Annotated in this window: 15 protein-coding genes; 13 read left to right on the forward strand and 2 right to left on the reverse strand. The window is 46.0% G+C overall.

Annotated elements, in window-relative coordinates; all coding sequences use genetic code 11:
• Positions 1-5: 5 nt before the first annotated feature.
• The 8 genes from AC58UW_RS31705 to AC58UW_RS31740 all read left to right on the forward strand — a co-directional run bounded on the left by AC58UW_RS31705 (position 6) and on the right by AC58UW_RS31740 (position 6,930).
• Positions 6-1,016, forward strand: coding sequence for a thiamine pyrophosphate-dependent dehydrogenase E1 component subunit alpha (locus AC58UW_RS31705; RefSeq protein WP_497424494.1), 1,011 nt, complete (start codon positions 6-8; stop codon positions 1,014-1,016).
• 1 nt (position 1,017) lies between these two features.
• Positions 1,018-1,998, forward strand: a complete 981-nt coding sequence (locus tag AC58UW_RS31710; RefSeq protein ID WP_497424495.1) for an alpha-ketoacid dehydrogenase subunit beta — start codon at positions 1,018-1,020, stop codon at positions 1,996-1,998.
• A gap of 12 nt (positions 1,999-2,010) precedes the next feature.
• Positions 2,011-2,742: a dihydrolipoamide acetyltransferase family protein gene (locus AC58UW_RS31715; RefSeq protein ID WP_497424496.1), complete on the forward strand. Its 732-nt coding sequence runs from the start codon at positions 2,011-2,013 to the stop codon at positions 2,740-2,742.
• A gap of 26 nt (positions 2,743-2,768) precedes the next feature.
• Positions 2,769-3,947 carry an acetyl-CoA C-acetyltransferase gene (locus tag AC58UW_RS31720; RefSeq protein WP_497424497.1) on the forward strand — a complete coding sequence of 393 codons (1,179 nt, stop codon included), beginning with the start codon at positions 2,769-2,771 and terminating at the stop codon, positions 3,945-3,947.
• 23 nt (positions 3,948-3,970) lie between these two features.
• Positions 3,971-4,825: a 3-hydroxybutyryl-CoA dehydrogenase gene (locus AC58UW_RS31725; RefSeq protein WP_497424498.1), complete on the forward strand. Its 855-nt coding sequence runs from the start codon at positions 3,971-3,973 to the stop codon at positions 4,823-4,825.
• A 251-nt stretch (positions 4,826-5,076) separates the two neighbouring features.
• Positions 5,077-6,141, forward strand: a complete 1,065-nt coding sequence (locus AC58UW_RS31730; protein ID WP_497424499.1) for a rod shape-determining protein — start codon at positions 5,077-5,079, stop codon at positions 6,139-6,141.
• Between the two features lie 14 nt (positions 6,142-6,155).
• Complete coding sequence (locus tag AC58UW_RS31735) at positions 6,156-6,545, forward strand: hypothetical protein (protein ID WP_497424500.1); 390 nt, start codon at positions 6,156-6,158, stop codon at positions 6,543-6,545.
• 124 nt (positions 6,546-6,669) lie between these two features.
• Positions 6,670-6,930, forward strand: a complete 261-nt coding sequence (locus AC58UW_RS31740; RefSeq protein WP_497424501.1) for a hypothetical protein — start codon at positions 6,670-6,672, stop codon at positions 6,928-6,930.
• An 83-nt stretch (positions 6,931-7,013) separates the two neighbouring features.
• Here the strand turns inward: AC58UW_RS31740 and AC58UW_RS31745 are convergent, their stop codons facing one another.
• Positions 7,014-7,235: a hypothetical protein gene (locus tag AC58UW_RS31745; RefSeq protein WP_497424502.1), complete on the reverse strand. Its 222-nt coding sequence runs from the start codon at positions 7,233-7,235 to the stop codon at positions 7,014-7,016.
• A 12-nt stretch (positions 7,236-7,247) separates the two neighbouring features.
• On the opposite strand from AC58UW_RS31745, the gene AC58UW_RS31750 reads away from it, so the two are divergent.
• A complete protein-coding gene (locus AC58UW_RS31750; protein WP_497424503.1) occupies positions 7,248-8,126 on the forward strand; it encodes a glucose 1-dehydrogenase in 879 nt (292 codons plus the stop codon).
• Between the two features lie 51 nt (positions 8,127-8,177).
• On the opposite strand, the gene AC58UW_RS31755 is transcribed toward AC58UW_RS31750, so the two are convergent.
• On the reverse strand, positions 8,178-8,570 hold the full coding sequence (locus AC58UW_RS31755) for a PaaI family thioesterase (RefSeq protein ID WP_497424509.1): 393 nt from the start codon (positions 8,568-8,570) through the stop codon (positions 8,178-8,180).
• A 205-nt stretch (positions 8,571-8,775) separates the two neighbouring features.
• Here AC58UW_RS31755 and AC58UW_RS31760 point away from each other — a divergent pair, with 205 nt between their 5' ends.
• The 4 genes from AC58UW_RS31760 to AC58UW_RS31775 all read left to right on the forward strand — a co-directional run bounded on the left by AC58UW_RS31760 (position 8,776) and on the right by AC58UW_RS31775 (position 11,675).
• Entirely contained in the window at positions 8,776-8,937 is a 162-nt protein-coding gene (locus AC58UW_RS31760) for a hypothetical protein (protein WP_497424504.1), read from the forward strand.
• 79 nt (positions 8,938-9,016) lie between these two features.
• Positions 9,017-9,835: a substrate-binding periplasmic protein gene (locus AC58UW_RS31765; RefSeq protein ID WP_497424505.1), complete on the forward strand. Its 819-nt coding sequence runs from the start codon at positions 9,017-9,019 to the stop codon at positions 9,833-9,835.
• Between the two features lie 238 nt (positions 9,836-10,073).
• Positions 10,074-10,571, forward strand: a complete 498-nt coding sequence (locus tag AC58UW_RS31770; RefSeq protein ID WP_497424506.1) for a DUF1036 domain-containing protein — start codon at positions 10,074-10,076, stop codon at positions 10,569-10,571.
• Between the two features lie 141 nt (positions 10,572-10,712).
• A complete protein-coding gene (locus AC58UW_RS31775) occupies positions 10,713-11,675 on the forward strand; it encodes an NAD(P)H-dependent glycerol-3-phosphate dehydrogenase (protein WP_497424507.1) in 963 nt (320 codons plus the stop codon).
• Positions 11,676-11,906: the final 231 nt, after the last annotated feature.

Genomic DNA, 11,906 nt, shown 5'->3' on the forward strand with positions numbered 1-11,906 from the left:
TGGCGATGTCTTCTCAGCACATTCTCAAACATCAACAGCTAGGTTTAACGGACGATGACGTGCTGAAGATGTATTCTTACATGCTGAAAGCAAGAAAATTTGATGAACGCGCTACACTGCTGCAAAGATCTGGTAAAACGGCATTTCACATTTCCAGCATCGGTCAAGAAGCGGCACAAGTGGCGGCGGCGTTCGCATTGGATAAACAACAGGACTATTTTCTTCCTTATTACAGAGATTATGCTTTTGTGCTAACGATAGGCATGACGGTCCAGGAGCTGCTGTTAGCTGCGCTGTTTAAAGCGGAGGATATCAACGGCGGCAGGCAAATGCCTGGACATTTCGGAAACAAAAAGCTCCATATCGTATCTGGTTCAAGCCCAGTAGCTACGCAAGTTCTTCATGCGGTTGGTATTGCACTCACGGCTTTGATGAGGAAGGAGGAGCATATTGCTTTCGTGACTTTCGGTGAAGGCTCGAGTAATCAGGGAGATGTGCATGAAGCTTTCAATTTCGCTGGCGTTTTCAAGCTGCCTGTGATTTTCCTGTGCGAAAACAATCAATATGCGATCTCTATTCCTGCGCATCGACAGGTTGCCGGTCGTGTCGTTGATCGTGCCGCCGGGTACGGTTTTCCCGGACAGCGTGTTGACGGCAATGATGCCCTGGAAGTGTATCGTGCGGTGAAAGAAGCGCGAGAGCGTGCTGTGCGTGGGTATGGTCCAACGTTGATTGAAGCAATGATGTACAGAATTCCGCCTCATTCCACAGCAGATGACGATATGCTTTATAGGACGAAGGAAGAAGTTGAGTACCATAAAGAACAGGACGGCGTTCAGCGGTTCCGGCGTTATTTGCTGGAAAGTGACGTGCTCAGTGAGGATTTGGATCGCGCTTTGCAAGAGAATATTGCCAAAGAAGTGAATGAAGCCACCAAATACGCTGAAAAATCGCCATATCCAGCACCAGAGGACGCGCTGCGGCATGTATATGCGGAAGATGGGGGTGATGTGTGAGATGCCAATCATAACCTATTTGGAGGCTATACGTTCAGCGATGGCAGAGGAATTGGAGCGGGATGATTGCGTTTTTGTATTAGGCGAAGATATCGGCAAAGGGGGTGTCCTGAACGCAACGAAAGGCATGCGCGATAAGTTCGGCGAGCTGCGGATGCTCGATACACCGCTTTCGGAATCAGCTATCGTGGGAGTTGCAATTGGAGCGGCGATGGTCGGGATGAGGCCGATTGCCGAAATCCAATTTGCTGATTTCATTTTCCCAGCTGTAAACCAAATCATTAGCGAAGCCGCAAAAATCCGGTATCGCTCTAATAACGACTGGCATTGCCCGATCGTGATTCGCGCACCTTACGGCGCAACAGGCGGTGGGGGCCTGTACCATTCACAATGTCCCGAATCGGTGTTTTTTGGTACACCGGGTCTCAAGATTGTTGCACCGTCTACGGCCTATGATGCCAAAGGATTATTGAAAGCAGCGATCAGAGACGAAGATCCAGTCCTCTTTTTCGAGCATAAAAAATGTTATCTCTCTGTATCAGATGAAGTTCCTGCGGATGATTATGTCGTGCCGATTGGCAAAGCGGTGACCCGGCGCGAAGGTACAGATATTACCGTTATTGCTTATGGACTATCTGTGCATCATGCCTTGAAAGCAGCGGCTGAGCTTGATTTAGAGGGGGTCAGCACACAGCTTCTTGATCTGCGAACGCTTCATCCTCTTGATAAAACGGCTATTTTTGAAGCGGCAGCGAAAACTGGAAAGATTCTAATTGTCCATGAGGATAACAAAACGGGCGGAATTGGTGCAGAGATATCGGCTATGTTGGCTGAACACCTGTTGTATGAATTGGATGCTCCCATCATGCGCTGCTGCCCTCCGGACGTTCCCCCTGTTGGGATGGCGCCGACACTCGAGAAGTTTTATCTGCCAAATGTGGATACCGTGAAAGATGCGATGCGCCAACTAGCGGAATTGTAGAGGAGGGTGGACATGGCGCAAAACGAGGAATTTGGAGCAGTGCTCCCTGGCGATCAAATGCTGGCTGTAAGCCCAATGCGACAAACGATTGCTTCTCGTATGCAGCAAAGTGTCACCGAAATTCCCCATGCTTGGCTGATGATCGAGGTGGACGTTAGTCATCTAGTCGCGCTCCGGCAAAGGCTGAAGGACACCTTTTTATTGAAAGAAGGAGTGCCACTAACGATCTCACCCTTTGTGATAAAAGGGATCGTGAACGCTTTAAAGGAGTTCCCGCTAATGAACGCATCATGGACCCCTCAAGGCATTGCTGTTAAAAGAAATATGAATGTCTCCATCGCAATTGGCTCAGAAGATGCTGTGATTGCGCCTGTCATCCAACACGCAGACCGCAAGTCCATCGCTGGCTTGGCGTTTGAGCTGTATGATCTGGTCAAACGAGCTAAGGCTGGTGCCTTGCGGCTGTCGGATATGCAAGGCGGTACGTTTACTTTTAATAATACCGGAGCCTTTGGCTCAATGCTTTCTTATCCCATTATTCAACACCCGCAAGCGGCTATGCTCACATTTGAGAAAATTGTTCGAAAACCTGTTGTGATTCAAGAAATGATCGCGATCAGATCGATGGTCTCTGTCTGTCTATCGTTTGATCATCGTATTCTCGATGGCTTGATTTGCGGTCGTTTTTTGCAGCGAGTCAAGCATTATTTAGAGAAATACGATCAGGAAACTGTGATCTACTGAGGCTTTCACCTTAGGAGGAATAACGTATGAGGGAAAGTGTCATTGTTGGAGGTGCTCGCACACCGTTTGGGAAGTTTGGCGGCGGTTTAAAGGATGTCCCGGCAGTCGAGCTTGGCGGTACGGCAATCCGAGAGGCGATTCAGCGTTCCTCACTTGAACCGTCTGAGATTGAGGCTGTTATCATGGGGATGGTTCTGCAAGGGGGAGCAGGGCAAAATCCCGCACGTCAGGCTGCGCGCTTAGCGGGTCTGGACTGGAGCGTTACCGCAGAAACGATCAATAAAGTATGTGCATCGGGACTGCGAAGTGTAACACTTGCTGATCAGATGATTCGTTCTGGCGATGCAGAAGCCATTGCTGCCGGCGGGATGGAGAGCATGAGCAGCGCTCCTTTCTTACTGCCTAGCACCCGTTGGGGAGCGCGTATGGGGAATCAGACAACCATTGATTTGATGGTTCATGACGGATTGCTATGTCCATTTGAACACGTCCAAATGTTCGTTCATGGCAGCAACGTTGCCGGAGAGTTCGGCTTAAGCCGTGAGGGGCAGGACGAATGGGCGCTTCGCAGTCATGTTTTGGCGATTGAAGCGAGGAAGAAAGGCTACTTAGCGGAAGAAATTGCGCCTATTGTTGTGCAATCGAAGCATGGAACGAAACGGATTGATCAAGACGAAGGTCCGCGAACGGATACGAGCATGGAGAAGCTTGCCGCATTGCCAGCACTAGTGAAAGGCGGAACGATTACAGCGGGAAATGCCCCTAGCGTTAACGACGGGGCGGCGGCGATGGTCGTGATGTCAAAGGAAAAGGCGTTGGCCCACGGCATGAGCCCGTTAGCAACGATTGTTGGGTCTGCGAGTGTTGGGGAAAGAGCGCCGTACATTGCGATAACGCCAGCACTCTCGATTCAGAAGCTTTTAAGGCAAACTGGCATAAAGCTGGATCAAATCAGCCGATTTGAAGTGAATGAAGCCTTCGCTGCCGTCTTGTTGACCAGCGAACAATTACTTGGATGGAATCCGGAACTCGTTAACGTTGGCGGGGGAGCTATTGCACTCGGTCATCCCATTGGCGCAAGCGGTGCGCGGATTCTGCTTACTTTAATTCATGAGCTGCGAAGAAGCGGGGGCGGGTACGGAATAGCTGCTATTTGCAGCGGGGCTGCGCAAGGCGATGCCATTCTCATACGCGTGGATGGTTGAATAGGATGGAGGGGAGCGGGACTATGAACATACAGACCATCATGGTCATTGGCGCTGGACAAATGGGGAGCGGGATCGCTCTGGTGGCTGCTGCTTCAGGCTTCCAGGTGCTGCTGCACGATTCATCCCTTGAATTTCTGAACAGGGGCATGCTCGCGATCAACAAACAGTTGGGCCGAAATGTTGAAAAAGGCAAACTGACGCCAGAAGGGATGTCAGAAATCATTAGCCGCATACAGCCAACTGAGTTTGTAGAGCTTGCAGAGCAAGCAGATCTAGTTATAGAAGCCATTTCTGAAAATATGGCGCTGAAGGTTTTGCTGTTCCATAGGCTGGATGGCCTTTGCCCGCCTCATACGATTTTGGCGACGAATACGTCATCACTTCCTATATCGGAAATTGCAGCCGTTACGGGTCGGCCAGAGAAAGTTATCGGCATGCATTTCATGAATCCAGTACCGGTCATGCCTTTGGTTGAAGTGATCCGAGGGTTGGAGACGTCCCAGGAAGTGTTCGAAGTTGTTTACGAGCTGAGTCAGCATATGGGAAAAACTCCGGTTGAAGTGAATGATTTCCCAGGCTTTGTTTCTAATCGTATCCTGATGCCGATGATTAATGAAGCCATTTTCACCGTATATGAAGGCGTAGCTTCCATTGAATCCGTGGATAAAGTGATGAAGCTCGGCATGAATCATCCGATGGGACCGCTAGAGCTCGCGGATTTTATTGGACTGGATACATGTCTTTCGATCATGGAAATTCTATACGATGGTTTTAAGGACTCCAAGTATCGGCCATGTCCGCTGCTGCGTAAATATGTGAAAGCAGGTCGATTAGGGCGTAAATCGGGACAGGGATTTTACTCCTACCAAGAATGAATGGCGCCAAGAAATATGCTGCGAACAAAGGTGGAAGGGAACTACAGGACGCTACTTTCTCCGAAAATGAGCGTTTCGACCATGTAGTTTCCTTATTGTAATTTTGGTTGTTGAAGGCATGGTGTTTTTTGGTATACCCCCGTAGAATGGCTTGGCAATGCGAACAAGTATACAGATGCAGTTAGTCATAATCATTTAAATACACACGCTACTAGGGGCATCGTCTAATAAACAGCGAGAAGGAGCGAGTCATGTTAAAGAGATTGGAAGAACTGTTTGGTGTAGATTTGGGCACCTGTAATACGCTAATTTACCAGCAAAAAAAAGGTATTGTTCTGCAAGAGCCGTCCGTAGTCGCCATTCAAACAGATACAGGGGAAATCAAAGCTATTGGCCAAGAAGCCTATGATATGATTGGGAGAACACCCGCTAATGTGGAGGTCATTTATCCGTTAAAGGATGGCGTTATTGCTAATTTTGATATGACCTTAGCGATGCTTAAATATTTTATTGGCAAAATCAGAAAAGGTTACAATTGGTTCCGTAGCTTTCACGTTCTGATTTCAGTTCCATGCGGCATTACGAATGTGCAGAAGCGGGCCGTTGAGGAGATGATCGTTCATAAAGGAGCGAGGCGGTCAACAACCGTGGAAGAGCCGCTAGCGGCAGCGATGGGAGCAGGTCTTCCTGTCGAAGAACCCATTGGCAGCATGGTTCTTGACATTGGCGGAGGAACGAGTCAAGTTGCGATTATCTCACTTGGCGGCATTGTCGTAAGTGAGGCGATTCGCCGTGGAGGCATGTCTATTGACCAGGATATTATTGAATATGTGAAACGCGCCTACAATATGGTTATTGGTGAACGTACGGCAGAGGAAATCAAGAAAAACGTCGCAACCGTCATAAAACCTGCGAAGGAAATCACGATGGACATTCGAGGACGAGACTTGATGGAAGGATTGCCACGAAGCATAACGATTTCTTCCACAGAGATTTATGAAATTTTCGATGATTTTATGATTTCGATTGTGGAGTGCATCCGACTTGCCATGGAGAAATGTCCTCCTGAGTTAGCTGGCGATGTTATGGAGCAGGGCATTCTGCTTTGTGGTGGCGGCGCGTTGCTCGAAGGGTTGGACAAGCGTCTTCAGCAAGAATTAGGCGTACCTGTGTTTCTTGCCGAGCATCCAATGGCATGTATTGCTCAAGGGACAGGGAAAATGCTAAACTTCAATGGGGCGATAATTGAACGATCTGCCAAACTGATGACAGAGTCTGACAAGTTGATGACAGAGAAGCAAGAGAGCGTCCAATAAAGGAGGCTTATCCATTGAAGTTTAGAGCTGTATCCGAGCAAACAAAAATGAATTATCTGATGTGGAGTATTAAAAGAGAGATTATGAAAGAAAATACCTACTTGAACTCTCTTCCTTATGATCCGACACCCATTATGGAGATTGTCAAACAACAGTTTGATGCATGGGACCCTATCGGGCTTTTAGAGATGCATGGTCATGAAGATGAATATGATGGTGAAACGCGTACGCTAACGATTTATATAACGAAACACCTTTCAGATTTAGATGCGCACACCCTTTGTAAAGAGATCAATAAATTGTTTGGTTCATCATTCGGCGAAGAGTATCAAGATCAGGATTCTTCGGTGGAAGTTGCAGCAGCAATCCTTTATTCTCTCCGATCCAATGAAATTTCAGGTTGATGTTTAATGCTAGATCGGCACCATCTTTGGTGCCTTTTTTGCGTAGCACCAGACCTGCCAAGGTTGCATTAACAAGCATTTTATAAGAGAATAGAGCGAAGGTATAGAGAAATGGGGTGTCATCGTGAGCGAAATGCTTAACAAATACTGTGCCAAATTATTTGGCAAAACCGGTTTTATCGTTGAAATTGGCGTCATCAAAAAAGTAACGAATCGGACCATCCACGTGGACTGGGGAACGAAAACATGGATCTATCAGAATAAAGATTTTAAGTGGATGCCGCTAGTAAAGGAAGAGTTTGAACAAAAATACAAGAAACCTAAATTCTCTGAAGCTGCTCTAAACCGTGCAGTTGAATTAGGTTTGAAAATAACCTATAACTAACACGTAGTTCATATATATCCAAATGACTTGAATTCCTACGGGGAACTTCATGTCATTTTTTTTATATCTGCTGGTTTTTAAGGTCAGGCTTTGTTTCTTCGAACGGCTTGCAGCCACTCTCCTAATTCACGTAAATAGAGGCTTGGTTCTGTAATGCCATGCAAAAAAATGAGCACAATATCGGAGGGTCCTTCGAAATGTCGGTAAGGCAGTTTTGCGCCATCGCGGGCAGTAAACGTTCTAAAATCAGTCGTATAGCTTGTCATATTTGAGCAGCACTTCAAATTAAGTTTTTGCTTGATCAAGGAAGTAATTCCATGTCACATGCTCAACTTCCTTCTCTTGTTAATCCTTTTCACAGGCAGTTACACAGGTTTGATCAAATCAGTTATGGTAAAATGATGAAAAAAGCAGATGAGGTGATGATTATGCGAAAAGTGGCAGCAATCACAGGTGCAGGCCATGGCATCGGACGTGCCATTGCACTAGCTTTTGCCCAAGAAGGATACGGTGTTTCAATAGCGGATATTCATGAAGATGCCGGTTTGGAGACGATTAAGCTCTTGCATTCCTATTCGGAGAATGTTGTTTTCACGAAGGTCGATGTTTCGAAGGAAGATGACGTTAGGCATTGGATGGAGCGCACGATCACTGATTTAGGCGGAATTGACGTTCTTGTTAATAATGCGGGGATTATGCATAATACTGATGTGCTTGATCTGACGAGCGAACAATTCCTGCGGGTCATCTCAGTTAACTTAGGCGGAGCTTTTATATGTTCACAAGCCGCGGCACGTGTGATGAAGGAGAAGGGTCGAGGCGGCGCCATCATCAATATCTCATCTACACGGGCATTCATGTCAGAGCCAAACACAGAGGCCTACTCAGCTTCAAAAGGCGGCATCTCTGCGCTAACGCATGCGATGGCTATTAGCTTAGGCGAATATGGCATTCGCGTCAACGCCATTTCACCGGGATGGATTGAGGTTCGAGATTGGCACTATCCGGCTGTTAAGGATAGCATTGTTCACTCTGATGTGGATAAAAAACAACATCCCGTTGGCAGAGTCGGCAAACCAGAAGATATAGCCGCTGCTTGTCTATACCTAGCCGATGAGAAAGCGGGTTTCATTACGGGTCAGAATCTTACCATTGACGGCGGGATGACGGTTAAGATGATATACGCAGAAGAGTAAAACTACATAATGATTAAACAGCCCGAGACGCATTGTCTGGGCTGTTTTTTGTTATTTTTTCTCAATGATAGCGACTGTACAGCGTGAAATGCAAATGAGTTGGCTTTTCTCATCGGAGATGCGAATTTCCCAAACCATCGTTTTGCGGCCAATGTGAATAGGCGTGGCAACGGCTGTTACAATGCCGTCTCTTTTGCTTTTAAGGTGATTCGCATTGATTTCAAGTCCAACCGCCGCATATTTCTCTTTATCGGTGATATTAATCTCTGAAGCGATTGATGCTGCCGTTTCCGCCAGTAGAACCGAGGCGCCGCCATGTAAAATACCAGCAGGCTGATGAGTGCTAGGTCCAACCGGCATTGACATCACCACTCGATCTGGTGCCAGTTCCACGAAGTCGATGCCGAGCGATTGAATAGCCGTATGCGAACTTCGTTCTTTCATAAAAGTGATGAATGACTCCTTATCCATCCCATACGACTGATAAATTTGTTCTGCTACGATCATTTGCAATATCCTCCTTCAGAGTTCGTACTCTCTCTAGTATACGTGGGGAGTTGTTGCTAGTAGAAGGAAAACTTTTGTGGAGAAAGGATAACAATTCCTTGATAGGAAACTCTAATCTCAATAACACGAAGGGGTTGGCAGCATGCAGATTAATAATGAGAAGGGGCTGGAATTTCAAGCGGCTGAGCAGAAGCAAGACGACGAGTTTAAAGATGAATATGCGTTGATTCGAACGTATGCGGACCAGTTAAATGGAGAAGTTGAAGCTAGCGAAGAGGGCGTTATCGCACCGACGTATCCTTAGTTCTGTGTAAATAACCAAGTATAACCTCTCATCAATTAACAAATAATACCGTTGTTATGAGAAGGAGGGTATACAAGCTATGGTTGGAATTCGAAGCAAGCGGGGCATCGTTCTAATAGCTGTCCTGTTGGTTCTGTTAGCTGCCTCAGGGTGTGGGAAAAAGGAAACGGTCAAAGTCGGGATCGAACAAAACTTCCGTCCGTTCACGTATATGGAGAACGGGGATAAGAAGGGTTTCGAGGTCGATTTATGGCAGGCGATCGCGCAAAAAGCGAATATTAAGTATGAGCTAGTACCAATGGAGCACGGTGAATTGCTCAAGAGTGTAAAGTCCGGCGCAGTTGATCTAGCGATTGCCGGGATGACGGTCAGCAATGCCCGTAAGAACAATTTTGACTATTCCAGTCCTTATTTTCAAACGGGGCTAGTGGTCTTGACATCTACCGACAACGGTGTAATTAAAGGTAAGGAGGATTTAGCTCAAAAAGTGGTGGCAACCAAGAATGGATCGACAGCGTTTAACTACGCAGGTGAAATTCAAGGGGCTAAAATACGGAGCTATTCCAATGTTGCCGATGTCTACAACGAATTAAAAAACAATACGGTGGATGCCGCCATTTTCGATGAGCGTAATGCCCATGATTTTCTGCAGGACAAAGCGCAAGGACAAGTGAAAATGGTAGGAGAAACGTTTAACAAAGAGAGATACGCGGTCGTTGGCAAGAAACGCAATAAATATATCGGTAAAGTGAATAAAGGCATCGAGGCTGTCAGCAAAGACGGAACTTACGAATCGATGTATACGAAGTGGTTTGGCACGAAGCCAGATAAAATGCCGGATAAAATAAAAAAAGATATGGAATACGAAATGCAGCACGAAACAGTGAAAGGTCGCTAAATAGGCGGCCTTTATTGCTTTCTCGTCGACCATTACGGTTGACCTGAATTATATGTCAGGCGATGAGATATTCGCGGAAGGTCATATCTTTTCGATGATATCCCCAAGGTTTACATTTTGACCCTTAACTAGTACTTGATGATATTTTATTAGAGCCGACGTTTGTCCCTTTCCAATTTCCAGTAATCTCATAGTATAACCTGTAAGATTACTATAATTGAATAGGAAGTGACGAACAATGGGTTTCAGTTTCCGAAACGCCACGAATGCTGCCCTATTTATTTCCTTCGGATACTTTAATTTACTCTGTCGACCAACCACCTTTGTCAAAACAGGTTGGTATAGAGTAGACCCTGGTCAAACGAGACAAGTTTGGAGTGGGTTCGTTGGCGGGCAAACGTTTTACTATTACGCTGAAGATGCGTTCGGACGCCGCTGGGCAGGGCAATTCTTCACACAAGTTCCTTCGACGCCATATCGTTTGTGTTGGAATACAGGCTGCTCTTGCAGAAGAGTTGGATTTAGAGGCATTCGAATAGGCTTACTTGTTGCCAATTTTACACTCACATTAACCGCAATCCGTAGTGCGAGTAATGCTACTGGACCTGTAGCCTTGCCATCCAAAGGTATCTCATCACTCCGTAAAATTCCCACGGGTGCGCCTAGAAAAAGGCAAGTAGGCAGACCTCTTCTGGGAGGCCGCACATCAAATCGCTTGTGGTTGTCCAAAAAATAGTCAACTTATCATCCGCCATATCGGCGGATTTATTGTTTTAATGCGCAGCGAGAGGATAGCCAGCTTTTTTCGAGAATAATGTTAATGGACATACATAGAAGGTATTCACGAACCAGATTGACGTAAAGGAAGTGCTATGTGATGAATGTTTCCGTATTAGGCTGCGGAAGATGGGGATCATTTTTATCCTGGTATGCCAATAATCAGGGACATGAAGTTAAGTTATGGGGAAGAGCTGAATCCCTCAATTATCAAAAGCTGTTATATAAGAGAACGAATGATTATTTGCTTTTACCACAAAATATTCAGTTAACGAATAGCCTGGAGGATGCCATTGGATTTGCTGAACTTATCTTTATCGCGATTAGCGCCCAAGAGCTTAGAGGATTTGCCAAGCAACTAAATTTAATGAACCTAACAAACAAGACTTTTGTACTGTGCATGAAAGGCCTTGAGATGAATTCCGGGGAAAGGCTTACACGTGTATTTAAGGAAGAAATTCAACAGTATGTCCATGTTGCCATCTGGGTCGGTCCAGGTCATGTGCAAGATTTTGTGCAGGACATTCCGAACTGTATGGTGATTGATTCTGAGGATAGTCAAGTTACGAAGTTAATCGTTGATAGCTTGGGAAGCGAAACGATCCGCTTTTATTATGGGGAAGATGTATTAGGCAATGAAATTGGTGCTGCTGCGAAAAATGTGATCGGCATTGCAGCAGGCATATTGGATGGATTAGGTTATACAAGCTTGAAAGGTGCTTTAATGGCTAGAGGTACGAAAGAAATAGCCCGCTTAGTCAAGGCCATGGGCGGGAATGAGCTGACCGTATATGGATTGGGGCATCTCGGTGATTATGAGGCAACCGTGTTTTCGAAGCATAGCCATAATCGGCGCTTTGGAGAGGCTTTTGTTAGACAGGATCCCTTTGAGAAATTAGCTGAAGGAGCTGCCACAGTTAAAGCTTTACTTCTATTGTCAGCCAAGTATGCTGTGGAACTGCCCATTTGTCAGGCTGTAAATGCCGTTGTTTGGGAAGCTCAGGATGCGCAAGAACAGTTTATTAAGCTATTTATGAGACCTATCAAATTTGAAAGCGTTTAGGTTATGGAAGATCGCATCTGAAATAGATGGAAATTCTACCACTATTCTACGCTGTTCAGTAGCAGGAAACGAATTAGCACCAGAAACTCCATCTAACTTGTCGGTAGCTATCCGAAATCTGGTAGCGTCAAGAAGTTTGTGTAAGCTTGTAGAAGTATCCATCAAGACATAATCAAAATTATATTAATTGAATTTTCAGTCTTTTACCTTCGTGTGGGCGAAGCCCACGCG

Source organism: Paenibacillus sp. J22R160, assembly GCF_059692135.1.